The sequence below is a fragment of the Luteolibacter sp. Populi genome, from assembly GCF_040801775.1.
In the GTDB taxonomy this organism is placed as follows: Bacteria; Verrucomicrobiota; Verrucomicrobiia; order Verrucomicrobiales; family Akkermansiaceae; genus Haloferula.
In genome coordinates this window covers 6,584,320-6,607,749 of record NZ_CP161812.1, presented here as the reverse complement: position 1 = coordinate 6,607,749, position 23,430 = coordinate 6,584,320, and the positions used below count along the sequence as shown (strand labels likewise).

General features: G+C 63.4%; 22 protein-coding genes and 1 tRNA gene. 18 read left to right on the top strand and 5 right to left on the bottom strand.

Features of this window, described 5'->3' with window-relative positions:
• Positions 1-12: 12 nt before the first annotated feature.
• Positions 13-450 carry a hypothetical protein gene (locus ABWK72_RS26980; protein ID WP_367872692.1) on the top strand — a complete coding sequence of 146 codons (438 nt, stop codon included), beginning with the start codon at positions 13-15 and terminating at the stop codon, positions 448-450.
• A 648-nt stretch (positions 451-1,098) separates the two neighbouring features.
• On the opposite strand, the gene ABWK72_RS26975 is transcribed toward ABWK72_RS26980, so the two are convergent.
• Entirely contained in the window at positions 1,099-2,106 is a 1,008-nt protein-coding gene (locus tag ABWK72_RS26975) for a methyltransferase (RefSeq protein WP_367872691.1), read from the bottom strand.
• Positions 2,107-2,199: 93 nt separating this feature from the next.
• On the opposite strand from ABWK72_RS26975, the gene ABWK72_RS26970 reads away from it, so the two are divergent.
• Positions 2,200-2,976 carry a class I SAM-dependent methyltransferase gene (locus tag ABWK72_RS26970; RefSeq protein ID WP_367872690.1) on the top strand — a complete coding sequence of 259 codons (777 nt, stop codon included), beginning with the start codon at positions 2,200-2,202 and terminating at the stop codon, positions 2,974-2,976.
• Here the strand turns inward: ABWK72_RS26970 and ABWK72_RS26965 are convergent.
• The gene (locus tag ABWK72_RS26965) at positions 2,957-3,577 is read right to left on the bottom strand and encodes a hypothetical protein (protein ID WP_367872689.1); all 621 of its coding nucleotides are present in this window, start codon (positions 3,575-3,577) and stop codon (positions 2,957-2,959) included. The two genes, ABWK72_RS26970 and ABWK72_RS26965, sit on opposite strands and share 20 nt — an antisense overlap.
• A gap of 365 nt (positions 3,578-3,942) precedes the next feature.
• Between ABWK72_RS26965 and ABWK72_RS26960 the strand changes: the two genes are divergently transcribed.
• The 9 genes from ABWK72_RS26960 (at position 3,943) to ABWK72_RS26920 (ending at position 11,677) form a co-directional block, all read left to right on the top strand.
• Positions 3,943-5,859 (top strand): choice-of-anchor tandem repeat GloVer-containing protein, encoded by a 1,917-nt coding sequence (locus ABWK72_RS26960; protein WP_367872688.1) that lies wholly within the window; start codon positions 3,943-3,945, stop codon positions 5,857-5,859.
• A 125-nt stretch (positions 5,860-5,984) separates the two neighbouring features.
• On the top strand, positions 5,985-6,356 hold the full coding sequence (locus ABWK72_RS26955; RefSeq protein ID WP_367872687.1) for a winged helix-turn-helix transcriptional regulator: 372 nt from the start codon (positions 5,985-5,987) through the stop codon (positions 6,354-6,356).
• A complete protein-coding gene (locus ABWK72_RS26950) occupies positions 6,353-6,982 on the top strand; it encodes a Pr6Pr family membrane protein (protein WP_367872686.1) in 630 nt (209 codons plus the stop codon). The genes ABWK72_RS26955 and ABWK72_RS26950 overlap by 4 nt, the downstream gene beginning before the upstream one ends.
• Positions 6,983-7,059: 77 nt before the next feature.
• Positions 7,060-8,460: a glucuronate isomerase gene (gene uxaC, locus ABWK72_RS26945; protein WP_367872685.1), complete on the top strand. Its 1,401-nt coding sequence runs from the start codon at positions 7,060-7,062 to the stop codon at positions 8,458-8,460.
• A gap of 242 nt (positions 8,461-8,702) precedes the next feature.
• Positions 8,703-9,818 (top strand): lactonase family protein, encoded by a 1,116-nt coding sequence (locus ABWK72_RS26940; RefSeq protein WP_367872684.1) that lies wholly within the window; start codon positions 8,703-8,705, stop codon positions 9,816-9,818.
• Between the two features lie 84 nt (positions 9,819-9,902).
• A tRNA-Lys gene (locus ABWK72_RS26935) sits at positions 9,903-9,975 on the top strand.
• 145 nt (positions 9,976-10,120) lie between these two features.
• Positions 10,121-10,741 carry a LysE/ArgO family amino acid transporter gene (locus tag ABWK72_RS26930; protein ID WP_367872683.1) on the top strand — a complete coding sequence of 207 codons (621 nt, stop codon included), beginning with the start codon at positions 10,121-10,123 and terminating at the stop codon, positions 10,739-10,741.
• 156 nt (positions 10,742-10,897) lie between these two features.
• Complete coding sequence (locus ABWK72_RS26925; protein WP_367872682.1) at positions 10,898-11,305, top strand: hypothetical protein; 408 nt, start codon at positions 10,898-10,900, stop codon at positions 11,303-11,305.
• A gap of 186 nt (positions 11,306-11,491) precedes the next feature.
• On the top strand, positions 11,492-11,677 hold the full coding sequence (locus tag ABWK72_RS26920; protein ID WP_367872681.1) for a hypothetical protein: 186 nt from the start codon (positions 11,492-11,494) through the stop codon (positions 11,675-11,677).
• A 161-nt stretch (positions 11,678-11,838) separates the two neighbouring features.
• Here ABWK72_RS26920 and ABWK72_RS26915 read toward each other — a convergent pair whose 3' ends face one another.
• A complete protein-coding gene (locus ABWK72_RS26915) occupies positions 11,839-12,279 on the bottom strand; it encodes a hypothetical protein (protein WP_367872680.1) in 441 nt (146 codons plus the stop codon).
• Between the two features lie 187 nt (positions 12,280-12,466).
• Between ABWK72_RS26915 and ABWK72_RS26910 the strand changes: the two genes are divergently transcribed.
• The 7 genes from ABWK72_RS26910 (at position 12,467) to ABWK72_RS26880 (ending at position 20,785) form a co-directional block, all read left to right on the top strand.
• Positions 12,467-15,631, top strand: coding sequence for a hypothetical protein (locus ABWK72_RS26910; RefSeq protein ID WP_367872679.1), 3,165 nt, complete (start codon positions 12,467-12,469; stop codon positions 15,629-15,631).
• Positions 15,632-15,782: 151 nt separating this feature from the next.
• Positions 15,783-17,033: an NADH dehydrogenase (quinone) subunit D gene (nuoD, locus tag ABWK72_RS26905; protein WP_367872678.1), complete on the top strand. Its 1,251-nt coding sequence runs from the start codon at positions 15,783-15,785 to the stop codon at positions 17,031-17,033.
• Between the two features lie 18 nt (positions 17,034-17,051).
• Complete coding sequence (locus ABWK72_RS26900) at positions 17,052-17,594, top strand: thioredoxin-like domain-containing protein (protein WP_367872677.1); 543 nt, start codon at positions 17,052-17,054, stop codon at positions 17,592-17,594.
• A 10-nt stretch (positions 17,595-17,604) separates the two neighbouring features.
• A complete protein-coding gene (locus tag ABWK72_RS26895) occupies positions 17,605-18,177 on the top strand; it encodes an NAD(P)H-dependent oxidoreductase subunit E (protein WP_367872676.1) in 573 nt (190 codons plus the stop codon).
• A gap of 42 nt (positions 18,178-18,219) precedes the next feature.
• Positions 18,220-19,620, top strand: a complete 1,401-nt coding sequence (gene nuoF, locus ABWK72_RS26890) for an NADH-quinone oxidoreductase subunit NuoF (RefSeq protein WP_367872675.1) — start codon at positions 18,220-18,222, stop codon at positions 19,618-19,620.
• Positions 19,621-19,680: 60 nt separating this feature from the next.
• Positions 19,681-20,121, top strand: a complete 441-nt coding sequence (locus ABWK72_RS26885) for a DUF805 domain-containing protein (protein ID WP_367872674.1) — start codon at positions 19,681-19,683, stop codon at positions 20,119-20,121.
• A 103-nt stretch (positions 20,122-20,224) separates the two neighbouring features.
• Positions 20,225-20,785 (top strand): DUF805 domain-containing protein, encoded by a 561-nt coding sequence (locus ABWK72_RS26880; RefSeq protein ID WP_367872673.1) that lies wholly within the window; start codon positions 20,225-20,227, stop codon positions 20,783-20,785.
• 29 nt (positions 20,786-20,814) lie between these two features.
• On the opposite strand, the gene ABWK72_RS26875 is transcribed toward ABWK72_RS26880, so the two are convergent.
• On the bottom strand, positions 20,815-21,294 hold the full coding sequence (locus ABWK72_RS26875; protein ID WP_367872672.1) for a hypothetical protein: 480 nt from the start codon (positions 21,292-21,294) through the stop codon (positions 20,815-20,817).
• A gap of 70 nt (positions 21,295-21,364) precedes the next feature.
• Positions 21,365-23,416 carry a TonB-dependent receptor gene (locus ABWK72_RS26870; protein WP_367872671.1) on the bottom strand — a complete coding sequence of 684 codons (2,052 nt, stop codon included), beginning with the start codon at positions 23,414-23,416 and terminating at the stop codon, positions 21,365-21,367.
• Positions 23,417-23,430: the final 14 nt, after the last annotated feature.

Here is a 23,430-nt window from a genome sequence, read left to right as displayed (position 1 = left end):
GGCAATCCACCCATGTCCTACCCTGTCATTTGCCCGGCCCCTGCGGCCGAGGGCGAAAAGGCCCTTGCCAAGGTGCAACGGGTCAACCAGCGCTGGATCGTCCACGGGAAGCTCCGTGAGAATGCCAGCGCCTACCTCAGCCACCTGCAGCAGACCGCCCCGGTGCGGCTGCAGCGGGCGTGTGATCTGGCACTGCATCTGACCCACCACAAGAAGGCGGAGCTGCTGCGCGACCCGAAGCCGCTCTTCTACGCCGGGCTCTTCGCCTACGCGACGCGGGGCGAGATCGAGCGGTATCTGAGCGGTCACCCGATGACGCGGGCGATCAGCTTGCTGCGACACCGGGATCGGTCCGGGCTGCCGGCGCTGTCGGATTCCGGCGGGGCCTTGGCGGAGAACATCGCGATGGAGATCCGCGAGGTGGAAGCGGAGTGGGATGGGGGGATTTAGGAGAGAATCTGCGGTGGCTTACGCGGCAAGGCCCGGGAGCGCGGACTTCAATCGGTCGCCTGACGAGCGTCGTCCGGAAAGACGGGCGGACTGAAGTCCAATGCTTGTAAGGAGATTCGCGGGCAGGTGTCCGGAGCGGGAGTCGCATAGCGGCCGTGGACTGCGGCAGCTAGCTCTGCCCGTTACCCCCATTCCGTCCCGTCTGACGCGGCAGCGCCCGGGACCGCGAAGGCTCTGCCCCGCAGAAGCAACCCCGGCAGCGCTATCCATTGCGCGGCGGTGGTGGAAAACGCCGTCGCTTGGTTGCCTGCCTTTCCGTGCCGCGAACAACTGGGGACCATTCTGCGGGCCGGTGGCTCCGCGCTCCCAGCGGTAGAACCGTCCGTGAAGCATCACGGGATGTGGGTAACCGGCAGAGCGGGCTGCCGCTGTTGGCAGGCAGTCTGTTGACGTGACGCACGTGTGGGAAGTCCGCATCCCGCGCCGTCAGCGGCTCGCCGTGCCCTGTGTTTCGCCTTTGCAGCGCCCCTCGCAGCAGGCTGCATCGGGACAGCGGCAGCAGGCTACGCGCAGTCCACGGCGGCTGCGCCGCGGAAGGCAAATCCTTACAGGCATTGGACTGAAGTCCGCGCTCCCGGGGCTGCCGCCTTATTTCACGCCTATGACCATCGAGTCGGGGCCGATGAGGTGCTCGACGCGGCACTCGCGGAAGCCGGCTTCCTGCATCCAGCCGATGCAGTCGGCACCGGTGTAGTCGAAGCCGCCGGGGGTCTCGATGAGCATGTTCAGGCTCATGAGGAGGCCGAAGGCGTTCTGGGAGCGGTCGTCATCGATGATGGAGTCGTAGACCACGACGGCGCCGCCTGGCGGGAGGGCGCGGTAGGCTTTCTCTAACAGCATCTTCTTGGTCGGCAGGTCCCAATCGTGGAGGATGTGGCCCATGAGGATGACGTCGGCATTCGGCATCTCGAGCTTGAAGAAGTCGCCGTCCTGGAAGCTGACGCGGCCGGCGAGGCCGAGCTCGGCGATGTATTCCTCGAAGACCGGGCGGGCGACGGGGAGGTCGTAGCCGATGCCCTGGAGGTGGGGATTCGCGAGGGCGATCTGGGCGACGAGATCGCCTTGGGCGGTGCCGACATCGGCGCAGGACTTGTAGTCCGCCCACGGGAACTTTTGGGCGATGGCCTGATTGGCACCGCGGCTGACGCCGGTCATGGCACGGAGGAAGACGCGCAGGCGGTCCGGATCCGAATAGAGGGTGCCGAAGAAGTCCTCCCCTCCTGTCCTGCATTCATTTTGCGGCTCGCCACTGCGGAGCGCGGGGATGAGGTGATCCCAGAAGCCGTAGAGGCGCTTGCTCGCCATCTCGAGGATGCCGCCCATGTAGGAGGGCTTGGCCTTGTCGAGGAAGAGCGCGGTTTCCGGGGTGTTCTGATAGACGCCGTCGATGCGCTGGAGGAAGCCGAGGGCGACGAGGGTGTCGAAAAAGTCGCAGGCACCGCGGCCTTGGAAGCCGAATTGCTTTTGGAGGGCGTCGAGCGCGGCGGGTTGCCGGGCGAGGACGGTGAAGACTTCCAGCTCGACGGCCGCGAGGAGGGTCTTGGAGGACCAGAAGGAGCAGCCGGTTTCAAGGATGCGGTCGGGGGTGATATCCATGCCGCATCCAAGCGAGATCACGGGACTTCGGCAATGCACCTTTCGGTGACTTGGGGTTGGCTTTCCGGCGGCGGCGAAGGAAGACTCCAGCGAATGAGCCGTGTCGCCTTTCTCCTCGCCCTGGCCATCGCCGCAGCCCTGGCGGGATGGACTTGGTACCGCCAGCCGCATCCCGCCGCGACGGCCGATCCGAATATTGTCCCGGCGAGAGCGGAGGTGGCTGTGGCGGCGGCCGAGGTGGCCTACGTTTTCGCCCCGGCGACGCCGGATGGAATCGGGAAGTTTTTCCACGGCCGGGAGATCGCGCAGGTGATGGGGCACCCGGCGATCGATTGGCTGGAGCGGGGCGAGCGCGAGCAAGAGGAAGCACCGAGCAAGGCGATCGCGGCGATCGACCTGAAGCCGACGGATGTGATCGCGGACATCGGTGCGGGGTCGGGCTACTATAGTTTCCGTATTTCGTCGAAGGTGCCCTTCGGCAAGGTGGTGGCGATCGACATCCAGCAGGAGATGCTGGATTTCCTCAAGAAGCGCTCCGGGGAGCTAAAGGTGACGAACGTGGAGCCGCACCTCGGGACGATCGACAATCTCAAGCTGCCGGCTGATTCGCTGGATGCGGCGCTGATGGTGGATGCCTACCACGAGTTCTCCCATCCGCAGGAGATGCTGGCGTCGCTGCGGCATGCGCTGAAGCCGGGCGGGCGGATCTTCCTGCTGGAGTTCCGCGGGGAGGATCCGAAGGTGCCGATCAAGGCGCTGCACAAGATGACCGAGGCGCAGGCGCGGCTGGAATTCGAAGGGGCGGGATTCCGCTTTGTATCGAACCTGCGGCCGCTGCCGTGGCAGCACTTCATGATTTTCCAGAAGTAGGAGCGAGCACGGCATCGAGTTGCTTGCGGTGGACGCCGTGGTGCTGAGCGGCCAGGCACAGCCACTGGTGGGCGTTCATGGGCCCGAACCAGGGATGCGGGTGGAGCGCGGAATCGAGCAGTTTCTCCGCGGTGGGTAGCTGCGAGTTCCAGTCCGCGACGATGCCGCGGAACTTTTCGAGGCTCTCCGGGCCGGCTTCCGGGGAGGGCTTAACCGCGGCGGTGCTGGCCACGCGATCCGAGGTCCGGCCGGTCGAGAGCAAGCGGACGAGTGCCAGCAGCGGGCCATCGATCAGGCAGAGGTGCTCCACGATCATGTAGGGGGACCAGTAGCGGCTGGAGTCCTCCATGAACCGCATCCGGGGGACGAGGACCCGCTTCTTTCCATGCGCTTCATCCAGGTCCCCTACCAGGCGCAGCACTTGCTCCGCTGAACGGACGTAGCCTTCCAGTGCGGCATCGCGGCTGGTGCGTGATGCGAGGAGCCGCAGGCCGAACTTGCCGAACTGCATCTCGAGCCAAGGGATGCCGGCTCCTGGACGATCGAGTTCCGCCTGGATGTCCCGGTCGTTTGCCGCTGCGTCTTCCGTCTCAATGCTCATGCGATTCCTGCCGTTTGTTCTGCGACGTTAACTTGCATTTCGCAAGTTAAAATACCCGCCTGCCGCAGCTGAGGACCTGGGCCGAAGATGAAAGGAAGGTGAGCGGACGATGAACGGTGTAATTACAATTGCCAGTCCTGCACATGCTTTACGAGACCGCGTGAATGCCGGTGCCCGGACCCGTCTCCAAAACCGAGTATCTGCCCAAGCGCCTCCTGATAAACGCTTCGGAGGGACGCGGGAACTTCCGAACATGCCAATCTAACAGATTTCAAGACATAACTCTCATGCCGCTGGATGCGTTCACGCAAAGTTCACGCTTGCCGGATTGTCCCGCGCGAAATGCCGTGCAGCCTCGGTCCCACATGAAAAATCCTCTGTTCGTGTATTGCGTGCCGGCGCTCTTCGCCGGATCCTTCAGCCTATCTTCCGTGCGTGCCGACGAGCCCTTCGTGGAGCAAGTCGAAGTGCTGGAGATCCAGTTCGAACCCGTGGGCCAACTGCTCAACCCGGGCGACGGCTTCTTCTACGGAGCCGCCGGTTGGGTGGATACCGCTCGCGCCGGGGTCATTTACCGCTTCGCTCCCGGCGAGGATGCGGAAGTGCTCTACACCTTCGCTACCGTGGCAGATGCGAGCTACCCCAATGTCGGGGGCAGCGGTCCCTGCTCGCCTCTGATCGTAGGTCCGGACGGTGCCTTCTACGGAGCCACCCAACACGGCGGCGCCCACAAGCTCGGCACCATCTACCGCTTCTCGCAGGATGGCGTGTTCAGCGTGATCCACGACATCACCGGCACGGAAGGATGGGGCGTCAACAGCCTGATCTCCACCCCCGCTGGCGATCTCTTCGGTCTCATGAGCGATGGCGGCGCGCAGAGTGGCGGGACCCTGTTCCGCCTGAGCCTCGATGGCGTCTTCCAGACCGTCTACAACTTCACCGAACCCGCCCCGGCGATGCAGACGGATCCCTCGACTGTCTTTCCCCCGTGGAGCCCGGTGCACCTCGCCGTCGGTGCGGATGGCGAGATTTATGGCGCGACCTCGATCGGCGGACCGGTGCATGTGTCCAACTATTCCAATGGCCCGGTCGGCGGGCTGCCTCCGATCGTCCAGATGGCCATCAGCTACGGTTGCTTCTTCCGTTACGACGGGCCGAACGCCATCACCGAACTCTCGAACTTCGACCCGATCGAGCAGCGCTGCGGCCCGCTGGTTCCGGTGGCGGACGGCTTCTACACCGTCGCGGACAGCGTCCTCGCCCACATTGCCTTGGACGGCACCATAGCCGTGAAGACCGACTTCCGGCAGATGCAGCAGGGCCGCCTGACACTGCCTGCGCCGATCCTCGTCGATGGCAAGATCTTCGGCGTGTCCTATCATGGCGGCACCGCAGATTCCGGCTTCATCTACCGTTACGTGACGGGTGGCGAGACCGAGATCATCTATCACTTCACGGAAGAATTCGCCCGGCGCCGGAAGTGGCTGGTCGAGGGCAACGATGGCCTGATCTACGGTCTCGCCGCGCTGCCGAAGGCGGGCATCACGGCGGAGGAACAACTGGCGATCGTGAACGGCGGGGCGAAAGCGAAGGCAGCAGGCAAGAAGAAGGCGCGCCGTAATCCCGACGCTCTGCCGGTGGCCTTCCGCTACCGCGAGACCCCGGGCGCGGTCAACTTCGTTCCCGCCGCGCGTCCCGATGTCGCGTGGTTGCCGGCCAAGGCGAAGAAGGGCGCAAGCACCCGCGAGGTCCTGGTCGACGTTCTGGCCAACGATGCGGACGCGGACAAGAACCCGCTGGTGATCCAGAGCGTCGAGGCGGCCGATGGTTCCGGCAGCGCGACGATCGTGGATACCGCGAAGGGTCCGCGCATCCGCTTCAGCACCTCGGAGGCCGATCCGGCGAGCACGCTGTTCACTTACCGCGTGACCGATGGCAAGGGCGGCGAGGCGACCGGCCAGCTCTCGGTGAAGGCTCCCCTGACCGGCACTTTCACGGGGACCGTGGGTGGCGAAGGCCTGAGCTCCGCCCCGGTGACCGTGACGGTCGGCAAGAAGAATGTCGTAACCGCCACGGCGGTGGTCGGCGGGAAGAAATTCACCGGCAAGGGCACCCTCGACGTGGATGACAACGCCGACCTCAGCCTCAAGGCCAAGGGCCATTACGCGCTGAGCCTGCACCTCGGGATCGAGCGCGGCAGCTCCCGCAAGGTGGAAGCCAAGCTGGTGGATCGCAACACCGTCTATCAGGGCAGCTTCGGCCCGAAAACCAAGAAGAAGTAAGCCCATTTCCATGTAGCGCATCATGGTGTCGTGGCGGGAGCGCAAGGGTGCTTCCGCCACGACTTGTGTCGGGAGGAGTCATCCTCCGGCTTGTCGGCTTGCCTCCGGCAGCCTCAAATGGCGCGGTGAAGTCAGCCCCGGCCCGCCGTTCGTCTTGTCCCGTCGCGTGCACGCTCGACCTGCTGGGAGACCGTTGGAGCCTGCTGGTGATCCGCGATCTCTTTCTAGGCAAGCAGCGTTTCGAGGAGTTCCTTGCCTCTCCGGAAGGGATTGCCACGAACATCCTTTCCGTCCGCCTGAAATCCTTGGCAAGGCACGGCCTGATCGAGCGCACGACCGATCCGGAGGATGGCCGGCGGGTTCTCTATCAGCTCACGGAGCGGGGTCGCAGCACGCGCGAGATCCTGATGCAATTGGCACACTGGGGCCTTTCTCAATTCCGCGGCACGCGGGCCCTGCCCGGGACGCCATCCGAACTCCGCGAGGCTGGCGAATGAAGCGCGAGCAAGCATTCCGCATGGTGATTGTCGCTGCCGCGGCGACCGGGCTGGTCCTCCAGTATCAGGTCACGGCGGGCCATCTGGCATCGCGGGGGCTGGGCCTCGGGGTGACTTTGTTGAAGCTGGCGAGCTACTTCACGATCCTGAGCAACGCGTTGCTGGCGGCAGTCCATTCGGTGGCATTGCTTGCGCCGGAATCGAGGGCCGGAAGGGTGTGCCGGGGACCGGCATTGCAAGGCGCCATGCTGCTCTACATCGGGGTGACCGGGATTGTTTACGTGACGATGCTGTCGGGGTTGTGGAACCCGCAGGGGATGCATTGGTGGGCGGACAACCTGCTGCACCGGATGACGCCGCTGCTCCAACTCGGCTTCTGGATGGCCTGCGTTCCGAAGCTGAGGCTGGGATGGAAGCTGGCTCTCGCGTGGCTGGCTTGGCCCGCGGCTTATCTGGGGTGGGCTTTGGCTCGCGGGGGCGACTACCCCTACCCTTTCCTGGAACTCGACCGGCTTGGCTTGGGCCGGACGGTATTGAATTGCCTGCTGATGGGTGCGGGATTTCTGGCACTGGGCGCGGCGATTGTCGGGGCGAGCCGGTATTTGGCGAAGGGCCGGCCGGGCTGAAAGCGGAGAGTTGTCCGACAACTTTACAATGATGGGCTTGCCGCGTCCGGGCATCCTGCCATCGTCGCCGCCTACCCATGGCCTATCTCGACGAAGAATCCTTCCTGCTGCAGTCCCCCACCGCGCGCCGGCTTTTCCACGAGGTCGCCAAGGACCAGCCGATCTTCGATTACCACTGCCACCTTTCGCCCGCGGAGATCGCGACCAACCACCGCTGGAACAACCTCGCCGACATCTGGCTGGGCGGCGATCACTACAAGTGGCGACTGCTGCGCGCGAACGGGATCGACGAGGAATACATCACGGGCTCGGCGACGCCGCGGGAGAAGTTCCAGGCATGGGCGGAAACGGTGCCTTACACGCTGCGCAATCCGATCCACCACTGGACGCACCTCGAACTGCGTCGCTACTTCGGGATCGATACAATCCTGGGGCCCGACACCGCGGACGAGATCTGGGAGCAGGCGAATGCGCGGCTTGCGGAGCCGGACTTCTGCATCCACGGGATCCTGGACAAGTTCAAGGTGAGGATGGTCGGCACCACCGATGATCCTGCCGATCCGCTGCTTCATCACGCGGCGATCCAGAAGAGCGGGATCGCCACCAAGGTGCTGCCGACTTTCCGTCCGGACAAGGCTTTCCAAGTCGATCAGCCGAAGGCCTTCGACTCCTGGATCGAGAAGCTGGAAGAGGTGACCGACACCAGCATCCACCACGTCTCGGATCTCTTGCAGGCGCTGCAGAAGCGCCATGATGATTTCCATGCGATGGGTTGCCGGCTTTCCGACCACGGATTGGAGCGCTGCCCCGCGCTGCCCTGCGATGATGCGGATGCCTCGATCATCTTCGACAAGGCGCGCCGCGGGCTGCCGGTGACCTGGGAGGAGAAGGAGAAGTTCTGCTTCTTCCTGATGGTCTTCTTCGGCCAGCAGGATGCATCGAAGGGCTGGACGAAGCAGCTTCATCTCGGGCCCTTCCGCAATGTGAACCCGCGGATGTCCGCCCTGCTAGGGCCGGACAGCGGCTTCGACACGATCGGCGACGAGCGCCAGGGAGCCTCGCTGGTGACCTATCTCAGCACGCTGGCGAACCAAGGCGCGCTGCCACAGGTGATCCTCTACAACATCAACCCGCGGGATAATTATCTCTTCGCGGCGATGACCGGGGCCTTCCAGGACGGCACGGTACCGGGCAAGATCCAATTCGGCTCCGGTTGGTGGTTCATGGACCAGAAGGATGGCATGGAGCAGCAGTTGAATGCGCTTTCGGCGACCGGCTTGCTGTCACGCTTCGTGGGGATGCTGACGGATTCGCGGTCCTTCCTGTCCTTCCCGCGACACGAGTATTTCCGGCGGATCCTGTGCAACCTGATCGGCAGCGAGGCGGATCGCGGGGAATTGCCGGATGACTTCGAGATGCTGGCGAAGCTGGTGAGGGATGTGTGTGGGGGGAACGCGCAGCGGTATTTCGGGTTCTGAGCGGGGCGGTGGAAGGGCCGAGATTTTGAACCGCGAATGGACGCGAATTCGGAAAAAGGCAGTGGCGGCGGGTGAAGCGAAAAGGGCAAATCATTGGGCGGCCCGCTCAGAGATGAATTTTATTCGCGTTCATTCGCGTCCATTCGCGGTTTAAATTTCTGAATGTGGTTGGTCGGCAGTGATGCCACTCCGGGTGAAAACCCATTGAAGGTTCCCGGTGGTCCGTGGCGTAGTCGCTTCCGATGAAACCCTGCCTATCCCTCCTTGCACTCGCATCGCTCGCATCCGCTGCTCCCCTACCCTTCGCCATCGGCACGAATAGCGGCGGTAGCGGGAAGAGCGAGGGCATCTATCTCTCCAGCTTCGATCCGGATACCGGGGAGTTCGGCAAGGTCGCGCTGGGCGCGAAATACAATAGCCCCGGCTGGCTCGCCCTGCACCCAGGCAAGCAACTGCTCTACGCGGCCGGTAGGTCAGAGGCCTTCCCACAGGGCAGCGTGGCGGTCTTCAAGCTCGGCAAGACCGGAGAGCCGCTGGAATTCGTGGCGGAGGCCACTTCCGCCGGCAACAATCCCTGCCACGTGTCACTGAATGAAACCGGCCGCGTGCTCGCGGTGGCCAACTACAGCGACGGAACGACCACGACCTACTTGCTCGACAGCGACGGCATTCCGAAGGAACCGGCCTTCGCCAAGAAGACCGAGGGCAAGGGGCCGGTCAAGGGCCGTCAGGAAGGCCCGCACGCGCATGGCGTCTATTTCCGCGGCGACTTCCTCCACGTGCCCGACCTCGGTCTCGACAAGGTGCTGACCTGGACGATCGACGGTAAGACTGCCAAGCCCGCAGCGGAAGCTCCCGACTCCTGGGAATCCCCGCCGGGAGCCGGGCCTCGCCATCTGGAGTTCTCACCCGACGGCCGCCATGCCTATGTGGTCAATGAACTGGACAACACGGTGAGCGCCTGCAGCTACGATGCAAAAGCGGGCAAATTCACCACGCTGCAGAGCCTGACGACGCTGCCGCCGGGCGACGCGACCCGCAGTTCCACGGCGGAGATCGCGGTGCATCCGAACGGCAAGTTCGTCTACGCCTCGAACCGCGGCCACGATAGCATCGCCGTCTATGCCCGCGACGCCGCCTCCGGCAAGCTCACGCCCGCTCAGATCGCGCCCTGCGGCGGAAAGGTACCGCGGCACTTCGCGATCGTGCCGGACGGCAAGTGGCTGCTCTGCGCGCATCAGGACACGAATTCCATCTCCGCCCTGCCGCTCGATCCGGCCACTGGCAAGCTCGGGGAAGCGAAGTCGACGACCGAGGCCCCCAACCCGATTTGCATCCTCTTCCTGCCCGCGAAATAAGACCGGCAACTGCCTCAAAATTCCTCTTGCGCGGCTCTGAATGAAATGCATCCTTCCGGCCCCGCCGCAAGACGGGACCCCAAAGCCTCGGTAGCTCAGTTGGTAGAGCAGAAGACTCTTAATCTTTTGGTCCTTGGTTCGAATCCAAGCCGGGGTACTTTCATTTTCCAAGCAGATCCCCGCAGCTCAAGCAGTTGCGGGGATTTGTTGTTTGGAAGGAAATTGCCAAGGGAGGGGAAGGCCGCCGCAGGGCAGGCTTGACCTTCCCGCCACCTTATCCACGTCCAAGCGACGCAGACCGGATGAATACCGTGACTTTCTTCGCAGGGATGACCATGGGGCTGAGCCTCATCCTTGCCATCGGCGCGCAGAACGTCTTCGTGCTCAGGCAAGGGCTGCGCAATGATCATGTATTCTCGGTCTGTCTGGCCTGCGCCTTCTCCGATGCCATTTTGATCGTGGTGGGCGTGAGCAGCTTCGGGAAGATAGCGGCGGTGCTCCCGTGGCTCGAACCTGCAATGCGCTACGGAGGCGCGGCTTTCCTCGTCTTATACGGGGCAAAGAGTTTACGCTCCGCATTGCGCTCCACGGATGCGCTAGCTGATGAGGCATCAACTGAACGAAGCAATCTCGCGCGAACCCTTCTAGCTTGCCTCGCGATCACCTGGCTAAATCCCCATGTCTATCTCGATACCGTGGTGCTGCTCGGAACGGTCTCCACACAATTCCCGGACTCGCAAATCTCCTTCACGGCAGGTGCCGTCTCCGGTTCATTTCTCTTTTTCTTCTCGCTCGGTTACGGAGCTACCCGACTCCAACCGCTTTTCGCGAAGCCATTTACATGGCGGATCCTGGAGGGGATCATAGCCTTGGTGATGTGGGCGATCGCCGTGAAGCTGGTAGCCGGATTGAAATACTTATAAAGGGCTGGCCGACGGGGGGAAACAAGCGAATTACATATCGAAAAGCGGAGTGACAGATAGAGGCACAACCGGTGCCGGGACCGGGCCGGGGTCTCAAGGCGATGCTTCACGTCTTTCTTACCGGGGGCGAACGGACAACAAGGTCCGCAGAACAAGATGATGAAATTCCACCGCTTCTGCTCACCTGCCACTAGCCCTTACACCGAGGAGCGGTATGGAATCTTCGTCGCCGTATGGCACCTGATCCGCGACAAGCGGGTCACTCCGCAAGAAGAGGCGGACTACTGGAGCCACCGCGAATGGTATGAAGCCCATCTGCCACTGCCGCCTTACTATTCGGACGGAAACCCGAGGCGGGCCATTACATGGTTCAAAGATTCCACGATGGGGCAACCTTTGTTAGATCGCCTGTTGTTCTACCGTGAGCTGGCAGGCAAGTATGGTCTGGAGATTCAGCTCGAGTCGACCGAAGCGCCCGGAGAAATTGTGTATGAAGATCCGTTTCAGATAGCGGCCGTCCGCCGGTTCCGAAACCAAGCCCAACAAGGCGGTGGGGCGACCTGATCCCCACCGGTTGCAGGCGCAGGCCCGAGCCGCGGCAGTGTCAAGGTAAGCCGCAAGCTTTGCATGGAGGGGGCCGCATTGCAACCGAGACCTCTCCCGCCGACGCAGCGCGCGGGAATCCGGGCACACGCCATCGCGCAATGGTAACGAAGAGGTGAAGTTCATACTTTGAGCTACTGTTCTGAGATGACTGCCGAAACGAAGACCCTTCACGAGGCGCTTACCCGCGAGCTAGAAACCCTCGGCGGTGCCGATGCCAAGAGGCTTAGCCGCATCCTGGCGGGCATGTTCACATGCTTGCAGGACCTCGACCGCCGGACTGCGGAGCTGGAGATGCGCCTGCGAATCGGGCGGGACGAGGAGATCGAGTAGCGCGGAGCGGAAAGCGGCGGATGCCCGTTCTTTTGGCCGAGCGTTCGCCTGGCTGTCGTAGTCCCCGTATTGACCTCCATCAGCCGGGCTGACGGGGAGCAAAAAATCCCCGCCCGAACTCACAAGGGAGGCGGGCGGGGAGTGGAAAAGCGCTGTGCCGCTTACTTCGAAGCCTCCGCCATCTTGGTTCCGATCAAGGTCATCTTGTCGGTGAAGGCTTTTTGCAGCTCAGGATCGGTGGCGATGATGGGCATCGCGGACATCACCGCTTTGGTCATGCGATCCTGGAGCGGCTTCATGTCCTCGGTCATCTTGGCCTGTGCCTTGGCATCCGGCGGGGTGTCGCCGGCCTTCTTGGACTTTTCGGCGACCTTCGCGAACTTGTCGGCAAGGCCGTCCATCTTCGCGATGGCCTTCTGGGCGGACTCCTTGTCCTTGATGCTTTCAAGGAGCTCGCAGTAGTCCTCGGTCACATCGACCGCGGTCTCGGCGGCGGATTCCGCGGCGCGTTCTTGCTTGGCCTTTTCGGAACAAGAACTGAGCGCGGCACAGGAAAGGACGGCTCCGGCGGCGATGACGATGGGCTTGAACAATGTTTTCATGGCCTCGAACTAACAGAGCGGAAATCGCCGGTGTCAACGGACGGAATCGCCCCATTTGCCGGGGCAGATTGCACGATTCCGGGGAATGACGCGGTCGCGCTCTTCACCGCGTGGCGGGAGCGATTGCCAGGAAGTTCTAAGAATTAACCTTGTGGCGTGTTATCAAAGCATGCGGCTGCCCCGAACCATGAAAACACTGCTGCTACTCCCCCTCGCCGCCGCCAGCGTCAGCGGATCGGAAGGCCTGAAAACGGCCGACCTGAAGAAGCTGGCCGATCCCGCGGTCCGGCAAGCGGAGGTCGGACGACTGGCGGAATGCGACGGGAAGGACAGGTTCCTCAAAAACTTCCGGCTACACACCGCTCTGCAGAAGGACGGAGCGGCCCCCTTGCAGGTTCTGTCTGCGGACACCACCTACCGCCTGTGGGACAATCTTCGCTCGATCTTCGGCGGCTACGAAATCGAGAAGCCGGAGGAACTTTTCGGAGGCAGCGGGCAGGACGGCGTGAAGGGCCTCCTGACACCCGAACTTTCGCGGATCACGAGCGGCGCGCTGCTGGTCCTCGGGCCGGACGGAAAGGAAATCCGGCCATTCGGCGGCAACAACCTGATCAGCGGCGGCTATCTCTTCGACTTCGATCACGACGGCATTCTCGATCGTGCGGATTCAACCTATCACGAGGTGAAAAGGACCGAGGAGATGGAGGTGCAGGTCTTCACGCTGGAGACGGTGGAACGCGTGCCGCGCTGCCTTCTGCGGGTGATCTACAACTGGCATCCGGACAAGGCCGATCACGCCAACGACTGGTCGTTCGCCTGCACGGATGGTGATGGCGACGGGATCGTGGAGATAAGCTTCGGGCCGGACAGCGTGGATTACGAAATCGAGGAGCCCGTCTTCACCTTCCGCTACGATCCGGCGACAAAGACTTATACCGCCGGAGAGATCCCGAAGCACTCACACATCCGGGTGCTGAAGGAAGGAGAACGCCTGGAGGAGATCGCCAAGGGAGGCGGCCTGGGCTACCCGGTGATCGATCCGGAGAAGAAGGCGGACGAGAAGGCACCGCTGCCCGACCCGCCGCTGAAGACGTATGTCTTCCAATCGCTCAAGGAGGCGAGCGACCAGGAGGTGGCCGCTTTCTTCCACGGCAAGGCATCGAAGGACCGTCTCGGCGATCCGGACGACGCGATGCCCAACCAGATGCCGGGGGGATTCTGGACGATGGCTCCCAAAGAGGCGGCGCTGGCACTGGTGGAGGCGAACCGGAGCAAGGCCCATCGCCGGGACTGGCGGATCGCGGTCGATGACCGCCATGGGATCGCGCCGCCCGGGTCGGGCTGGTGGATTCTCGATGCGGGGTCTTCAGGCTGCTATAGTTTCAGCGCACAGCTTTTCGCCCTACGCTTCGGCACGGAGCAAGCGTGGCTGATGGCGACGGATTACAACAACAACGGCGTGGTCGGACGCAATCCCCTCGCCGACCAACCCGGCTACACGGCGCGGGTGATCCCGCTGTCCCAAGCGGAAGCCCGCTTCCTGGCGGAGACCCTGTTCTGGCTGGATCGCATCCGCTCCTACTCAATCCTCGATGAGGACTATCGCGGCTCCATGCGGTCCTCGACGGCGGATGGCGGAGCCGAATTGGATCTGCTGGTGAACGGCCGGCCCGTGCAAGGAACCGGCTACCAGACCGTGTGGTCGGATTTCCTCAGCGCGCGCTGGGAAGGCGAATATGACCGTGAGGCCTGCATCAACTTCGCCTCGCAAGTGCTGCGCGGTGCCCTGCCGGAGCACCTCGGCGAGCGCTGGCGGGTCGCGCCGGAGATCGACCGCCGGAGCCTGGCCACGCCGCTTGAAGACCGGCTGGCACCGCGGCTCGGCGAGGACGCGAGGCAGCAACTGGCCGGCAACCTGCGGACCGCCTTCGCGCGCCATTGGGCCGATCCGCTGCCGCCGCCAGCATTGGCCAAGCTCGTGATCAGCGCGGGGGAAGAAGCCCTGGCCGAACTGCGGCCGGAGTTGGAGAGGCTGCGGGAATCGCTTCCCGAGGTGAATGCGGAGGACAAGGAGTTCGAGGCTCTGGAAAAGCGTTTCGGCTTCGATGCCATGCGCAACAACACCCCCGGGGAATCGGAAGAGGAGCTGAAGGACAAGGCGCGCCACGAGAAACTCGAGAAGAAGCGCCGCTTCATGCCCGGCCCGGTGCTCCGCGAGCCGGTCGCCGATGCCTTGAGAAAGCTCGATATCGCGGGCAATGCGAAGCGCCTGGAGAAAGCGGCAGATGCCAACGACGCCATGTCGCGCTGGGCGCTGGACCGGCTGCGCAAGAGCTTCCCGGAGGTATGGCAGGATTATCTCATCGTCCGCTTCCGCGAGGGGAATCGGGAAGAGCGCCGCAATCTCTTGTCCACGCTCGGCGCGGCGCGGCCGGAGGGCGGACAGAGCCTAGTGGATCTGATGTCGCCCGCCGAGATCGCGGAGTCGCTGATCGAGGTAGCGGGGTTCGAGGCTAAGGCGGATCCCGAGCGGGCCAGGACGCGGGTGGCGGGCTTGCTCGAAATGATCCGCAAGCGGGAGGCGGGTTTCATCCGTCGCGCCGGGGCGATGAAGCTTCTCCTCCGGATCGCGCTCGATGAGAAGCAAGCGGCGCAGGCTGCCAGCTTGCTCTTGAAGGAGATCAAGAACCCCCAGAAGGGGGATTACGACATGGACACCTTCTCCACGGCCGTGGACACGCTATCGAAGCTGCCCGGTGCCGCGGCCCACTTGGATGCCATTCAGGCGGTAGTCGGCGATCATGGCCGTGATTTCCGTGCCAGCCTCGCGGTGCTGGAGCGGCTGACCCGCGGGCGGGCGGACCGGCTGGAGCGGCTGGAGGCGTATCTGAAGCCGTGCTTGGAAGCGCATCCGGGGGTGATGAATGATGTCTTCTTTGCGGCACTCGCGCTGGATCTGCACGGCCTTGCCCCGGCGATCGCGACCTGTGCGAGCGAAAGTCCCGCGGTGCGGGATGGCGACGGTGCGGATTATTGGGGAGGCAATTTCAAAGGACCGAAGGGCGAGCACTACCATGCCGCGCGGGAAGTCACGGCGCTGTGGCAGGAGAAGGATGCGGAGACCTTGGCGCGCACCTGGATCGCGTTTGCGGCTTCGCGGGCCTATTGCTTCGGACTGGAAGGCAGGGACAATGCAGTGGGCGAGGCCTTGCGGGCGAAGGCTGCGGCGGCGGTGGCAAAAGCGGCACCGGAGCGGCGGGCGAAGATGGTGAAGGTAGCGACCGAAGCCGTGCCCGCGGGCTATCTGCGTGAGGCGGCGGTGAAGGTTTTGGAGGGGGTGGCGGGGCCCTGAGGCTTCCGCGCCGCCCTTGCAGCTTGAAAAACCGCGATTCCGGGGCTGTCGGACGAGCATTTCCCGCTTCGCGCGGACTTTGTGAAAATTTTCACAAAGTGCCTTGCCGGAGGGGCGTTCTTGGGGCCTGATTCCGGGGCCGGGACTTCCGATGAGCAGCACCACCACGACCGAATACCAAGCCCCCGACGTGGCGGCGAAGGCCGCCGAATACCACGAGGAGACGACGGATTTGATGGGCGAGAAGATGGTCCTGAACATGGGCCCTTCCCACCCCGCCACGCACGGCGTGCTGCGCTTGATCCTAGAGCTGGATGGCGAAATCATCACGAAAGCGGACCCGGACATCGGTTTCCTGCACCGCGGCGATGAGAAGATCGCGGAAAACATGCACTACAACCAGTTCGTTCCCTACACGGACCGGCTGGATTACCTCGCGCCGCTGGCCAATAACGTGGCCTACGCCTGTGCAGTGGAGAAGCTGATGGGCTGGGAGCTGCCACCGCGCGGCCAGGCCCTGCGGGTGCTGTGCTGCGAGCTGGCGCGGATTTCCTCCCACCTGCTGGGCGTCGGCGTCTGCGCCATGGACGTGGGCGCGATGACCGTTTTCCTCTACACCTTCACGGAGCGGGAGAAGATCTACAACCTGTGCGAGCAGCTCACCGGAGCGCGCTTCACGACCTCCTTCACCCGCGTCGGCGGGCAGCTCCGCGACATGCCGCCGGGCTTCGAGCAGGCGGTGCACACTTTCCTCGGAGAGTGCGAGCAGACCCTCGTCGAAGTCGGCAAGCTGCTGGATAAGAACAAGATCTTCATCGACCGGATGGCCGATATCGGGGTCATATCGAAGGACACGGCGATCGCCTGGGGCTTGACCGGGCCGAACCTGCGGGCCTCCGGGGCGACGCGCGACCTGCGCAAGGACCGCCCCTACCTCGGCTACGAGAAATACGATTTCGACGTGATCATCGCCGAGGAAGGCGATTGTTACGCCCGCTACCAGGTCCGGATGGAGGAGCTGAAGCAATCGATCAAGATCTGCCGCCAGGTCCTCGACAAGATGCCTTCCGGGCCGGTGAACCTGGCCGATAGCAAGGGCATGCTGCCGGACAAGGAACGCGTGCTGATGTCGATGGAAGAGCTGATCCACCACTTCATCGTGGCGACGCAGGGTCTCGATGCCCCGGCCGGGGAGGTCTATTTCGGCGCGGAGAATCCGAAGGGCGAGCTGGGATTCTACATTCACTCGACCGGCGGCGGGGTCCCCCACCGCCTGAAAATCCGCAGCCCCTCCTTCTGCAATCTTTCCCCGCTCTCGATCCTGCTGCCCGGGCATATGGTATCGGATATCCCGGCCATCCTCGGTTCGCTCGATTTCGTGATGGGCGAGTGCGACCGATAAGCGTATAGGCGATCTGCTATGAAAACGACGATCCTACTCGGCATCCTCATCTCCTCCGGTCTGTCGCTTGCCGCTGACAAGCCGGGCGAATTCAAGCCCCTGATCGGTGCGCCCAAGAAGGACGCCGAACCGAAGGGAGTCCTCCAGAAGCTGCTGGACGGCAACCTTGAAAAGCTGGAGGGCAAGAAGCTTTCCAAGGTCAAGGTCGATGTCCAGCCGGCCAAATACTACGTCTTTTACTATTCCGCTTCCTGGTGCCAGCCTTGCCACCAATTCACGCCCTCGCTGGTCGAGTTCTATAACAAGAACAAGAGCGCGGACTTCGAAATTTATCTGATCAGCCACGACCAGGAAGAGAAGGCGATGGAGGGCTACGTGGAGGAAGCCAAGATGCCGTGGCCGGTGCTGAAGCTCGGCAAGGTCGAGAAGTTCGAGAAGGAGATCAAACACGGCGTGGACGGCATCCCCTTCCTCGCAATCTGTAATCCCGACGGCACGGTAGTCCAAAAAGGCAATGCCGGCACCGTGCTGGGCAAGCTCCAGAGCCTCGTGGGCAAATAAGTTTTCCGCAATGTCCCAGTCCCTGCTCGAAGAAAACGTCGCATCGCACGAGACGCCCGGTTCGAAATTCTTCCCTACCTTCCTGCCCACCGCGGCACTGGAGGCGGAAGCGGACCAGCGGCTCGCGCAGTTTCCTGAGAATCAGAAGCGCTCGGCGGTACTGCCGATCCTGCACTTCATCCAGCATCACCACGGATTCATCTCTGCGGAGGCGATCGAATGGGTTGCGGGGCGGCTGGACATCGCACCGATCAAGGTGCTGGAAGTGGTGACCTTTTATCCCGGGTTCCGGCAGTCGGCACCCGGGAAATTCCACGTCCGCGTCTGCCGCACCCTGTCCTGCGCGATGGGCGGCTCGCACGAGCTGATGGACAAGCTTTGCGAGCTGACGGGGATCGACCGCTCGCACTCGGATTCGCATCATCATCCGGTGACCGTTTCCCCCTGCGGGAAGTGGTCGGTGGAGTTCGCCGAGTGCCTGGCCTCCTGCGGGACCGCGCCGGTATGCCTGGTGAACGATGATTTCCACGAAGGCGTGGCACCGGCCGGTGCCGCGGACCTGCTCGCCAAGTATCCGGATTGAGGATCCGGCCCTTCCTTTGAGACTCTTTTTGATCGCATCCCGATGATCACCTACAAAGCCGGTAAGCAGCCCGACTCCCGCGAGTACCGACTCATCTTCAAGAACGTCGATCGCGAAGGCTGGGATCCGTCCATCGACTGCTACCTGCGCGATGGCGGTTACGAGGACTTGAAGAAGGCCATCGGCATGGAGCCCAAGGCGATCACCGAGGAAGTGAAGAAGTCCGGCCTGCGCGGCCGCGGCGGTGCCGGCTTCCCGACCGGGCTGAAGTGGACCTTCATCCCGCCGAACAATACCAAGCCGGTCTATCTGATCTGCAATGCCGACGAGTCCGAGCCGGGCACTTTCAAGGACCGCTACATCCTTCACCAGGACCCGCACCAGTTGATCGAGGGCATGGTGATCTCCTGCTTCGCGGTGAACGCGAAGGTGGCCTACATCTACATCCGCGAGGAGTTCCCGGAAGCCGCGATCATCCTGGAGAAGGCGATCCAGGAAGCGCGCGATAAGAACTTCGTGGGCAACAACGTGCTCGGCTCCGGCTTCAACGTGGACATCTTCGTCCACCGCGGCGCCGCCGCCTACATCTGCGGCGAGGAGACCGGCCTGATCGAATCGCTCGAAGGCAAGCGCGCCTACCCGCGGATCAAGCCGCCTTACTTCCCCGCGGCGCTGGGCCTCTACATGTGCCCGACGATCGTCAACAACGTCGAGTCGCTCTGCCACGTGAAGCACATCGTGCGGATGAGCGGCGAGGAATACGCGAAGCTCGGCGTCAAGAACAACACCGGCACCCGCATCCTCTGCGTCTCCGGCGATGTGAAGAAGCCGGGCTACTTCGAAGTCGAGGTCGGCAAGATCACGATGCGCGAGCTGCTCTACGACATGTGCGGCGGTCCCAAGGACGGCTGCGAGTTCAAGGCGGTGATCCCGGGCGGATCATCCTCCAAGATCCTGCGCTGTGAGGAGAAGTTCAACCTGAAGAATCCCGACGGAAGCGCGCGGGAGCTGAGCTTCTGGGATATCCCGATGGACTTCGACTCCCTCGCCGCCTGCGGCTCGATGGCCGGTTCGGGCGGGGTGATCGTCCTGGACAACACCCGCAAGATCTCGTGGGTGCTGAACAACATCAATACCTTCTACGCCCACGAGTCCTGCGGCCAGTGCACGCCCTGCCGCGAAGGGTCGATGTGGATGAAGAAGATCTCCGACCGCCTCGTGGCGGGCGAGGCCTCGCCCAAGGACATCGACACCCTGGAGAGCGTGGCCTACCAGATCGACGGGCGCACCATCTGCGCCTTCGGCGAAGCGTCATCGTGGCCGGTGGAAGCAATCATCGCGAAGTTCCGGGAGGAACTGCTGGCGGATACGAATCCGGACAACGACGTGGAACCGCAAAATCCCGAGGCGGAAGCACAGCGCAGATATCTCCAGCCCGCGTGACATTCGCGGCATCGTTTTGATATTGCCCCCACTCTGCATTTCTGTCATCTAACGGGTGATATGAGTGCAGATCCCTATCAAAGCCCCGCCCAGACCGCTTCACCCTACCCGGTAGCGGTGCAACTTTCCGCCAAGGATGTTCTTACCACCTTCAATGGTAGGATCCCGCGGCGGACCTACTGGCTGTGGACCATTATTAGCGTCGTCATCTTCGCGGTGATCGTAGGCATCGCGGCGGCGCTCTTCGGACCCACTGTCGATCCGGCCACGGGGCAGCCGAGCGGCGGGATGATCGCGACGCTGATCGGAGTCGTCTGCTACATCCCCTTGATCTGGGTCAGCGTGGCTTTGGGCATCAAGCGCTGGCACGACCGCGGCAAATCGGGTTGGTGGTTCCTGATCGGCTTCATTCCCGTGATCGGAGGCATCTGGACCTTCGTCGAATGCGGTTGCCTGCGTGGCACCGTGGGACCGAACCAATACGGCCCGGATCCGACCTGAGGCAAACCGGGGCCACGGCACCCGATAATTCCGCAAGGGGCCCGTCGATTCCGACGGGCCTTTTTGCTGGGACAGATCCGCCGATCCGTGGCATCGGTGGATCATGGTGGAAGAGAACCCCTACCAGCCACCCGCGCATGTCGAGGCGACGGTCGCGGGCATGGCGATCCATCGCATCCTCTTCTCCTTCAAGGGACGGATCGCGCGGACGACCTACTGGATCTTCTCTCTGCCGGTGAACGTCGCGATCGCGGTGCTCTACGACCGCTTCCTGACGCTGGCGGAGATCCGGCAATCGTCTTTGACAAGATCGGCCCTGCCGCCTGCCACTCCCGATAGCGACGCGATTGCGATCCCGTGGCTGGTGGCGGGCATGGTCCTCGCCTATCTGCCCCTGCTGTGGATGAAGCTCGCGGTGCTGACGAAACGGTGGCACGATCAGGACCGCTCTGCCAATTGGCTGGTGGTCACCTTCATCCCGATGGTCGGGATGGTGATCAATTTCCTCGAATGCGGATGCAATCCGGGCACCCGCGGCGAAAACCGCTACGGTCCGAACCCGGTTTCCGATCCGGAGGAACGGACGCTGCGAACACCGGTGACGAGACCACGCGGGGCGAGAAACCGCAGCTACAAGGAGGCGTCCAAGCCATCCGGCCGCTAGCGGCACCTCTCAAGTGCCCATCCCGTTCTTCAGGGATTCTCAGCGTCCTTCGCCGCTTCCTCGATCTGCTCCCCTGCCCGCTTCAGGAAGCCGCCGGTGGCATCCGCGGCCTTGCGCAGGCCGGTCTCGGTTTTTTCCCGCGCGATCTCCACGGCCTCGCGGGTGCGATCTTCCGCAATCACGGCTGCCTCCTGGGTCTTCTCTCCCGCGGTTTGTAAGCCCTGGCCTACCTTCTCGGCGGCCACGGCCACGCGCCTACGCGGCGGCCGCCCCCCGGAAGCGACCGGCTCACCTGCAGGGGGCAGGATGATCCCTTCCCCGGGCTCCGTCACGGGCTCGGCGATCAGCACGGCGCGGGGAGCCGGCCCCTCGCTCGCCGGGACGGCATCCGAAGCTGTGGATTCGGTGATCACGACCGCCTTGGGCGGCTTGGCAGCACCGGTGTTTTCACTGCGATCACAGGCCACCAAAAGGACAGCCACGGGCAGCAGGCGAATAGCGGATTTCATCTTGGGGAGAATCAAGCACTTGCCGGGAGCAAGCTCAAGAGGCTTCGATGGCACCGGAATTCCGCTTGGCTTACCAATACCAAGTCACGCTCGCACGCAGCGTCCGCGGCTCGGCAGGATGGAAGTGGACGTCATCCACGCCTCCAGCCGGTTCTCCGGGAAGGCGGGAGGCGTAGTAGTATTCGATGTCGTTGTCCGCGCGGTCGAGCAGGTTGAGGCAGTCGATGGCCACTTCCCATTGCTCGCCGCGGTAGCCGGCGCGGGCATTGACCTGGAAGGAATCGCTGCTCTGGACGCCCTTGTTCGCGGTCAGTGGACGCTCGGAGAAGTAGCGCGCCCGCAGGGCACCGAAGAACCCGCGTTCCTCCCCGATGGTGATGCCGCTGGAGACCACGACCGGCACTTGATTCTCGACCCAAGGTCCGCCGGTGGTCGCGGTTTCCTTGTAGCGGCCCTCGGCCAGCGAGACTTCGCCATCGAAGGTGAACCAGTCGTTCGGGCGATAGTATCCGGCGAATTCCACGCCGTAGCGGGTGGTCGCAGGGCCGGCATCGACCGTTCCGGCATCGCCGACATAGAGAAGCTCGGAGTCATTGAAGAGCGCCCACAGCGCGACGGTGGTGGTCAGGCAATCGGACCACTGGCTGCGGACGCCGAGCTCGGTGCCCCAGGTGCGGACCAGCGGGTCGACCGCGGCGGCGGGCGTGCCGGTATTCGGGTCGATCTTCAGCGTCACGCCGCGGGCGTCGTTGCTGTGGAAGCCGCCGCCGAGGTTCACGTAAAATTCCTGATCGTGCCAAGGGCCGAAGATCAGGTTGAGCTTCGGCACGACCATCCCGTCGATGTCGCTACCGCTGTTCGCAGGCAGGTCGCTGTCTACGTCGAAGGCGAAGAGATCGCCGCGGACCGCCGACTCGGTGCGGAACCAGTCGTTCCACTTCGTCTTCGCCTGGAGATAGAGCGAGTAGCTTCCGGTGAAGACATCGTCCTCCCTAACAGGCGTCACGTCGTTGCGGAACTTCGTCCGGGCCAGGCCGAGATCGCTGATCCAGTCGTTATGGGTTTGGAAGCCTACGGTGTAGGTCGTCTCCGCGCCGAAGAGGCGGCGCTTCTCGAAGTCCACCGCCACATCCGCCCCGGCGAAGACCCGCGCATCGCTCTGGCGGAACTGGTCGCCATTGACCGGATCATCCAGGAAGTAGGTGAAGTTCGAGAACAGATCGAGGTCGTAGTAGCCGGCGTAGGCCTTTCCTCGAACCACGACATCGCCTTGCCGCGAGCCGAAGGTCGAGGACAGCGAGTAGCGCTGCGACTGGCCCCCGTTGGTCGGATCGATGAACCCGAAGCGGTCGAGATTTCCGGCTTCGACGGCGCGCAGCGGGATCTGGTCGGTGGCCCGCCATTCGCCCTGCGAGCCCATCAGCGTGACGTTGAAGTAATTGTCGGCATCCCCGCGATGCCAGCGGAGCAGGCCGTTGAAACGGCTCACGTCCTCCGGCAGGACCCAAGGGCCTTCATACCAGCTCGCCTCGCCGCCGTAGGTCAGCGTGCCGCCCCAGGCGGCGACCGAATCGCCGAAGACGCCGCGCCAGTAAGAGTCCTCCCCGATCGTGATGCCGGCAAAGCCGCGCGGAAGCTCGTTCACCAGCGAGAACTCGGCAGACCCCGCAGTAGAGAGGTCGCCGCGGTTGGCCGCGAATGGCCCCTTCTGATAGTCGAGCCGCTCGATGAACTCCGGGATGATGAAATTGAGATCGGTGTAGCCTTGGCCGTGGGCGTGCGCACGGTAGTTCGCCGGCATGCCATCGACGAAGGTGCCGAAGTCGGTGCCGTGGTCGAGGTTGTAACCGCGGACGAAATACTGGTTCGCCTTCCCGTCGCCGGAGTGCTGCGTGACGATCAAGCCGGGCACGGTCTCCAGAAGCTCGCCGCGGCGCAGCCAAGGGCGCTCTAACAATTCCTCCCGGGAGGCATGCCCGGTCGAGGCAGTGCCCGCTTCGCCCAGCAGGTTCTCGGCCTTGCCGGTCACGACCACCGGTTCCAAGACGTCCTGCGCCCCGCCGGTGCAGGTCAGGAATGCGAGAGCGAGGAAACAGTGGCGAGGCTGGGGAAGTCGGGTCACATCCTTGGAACGAG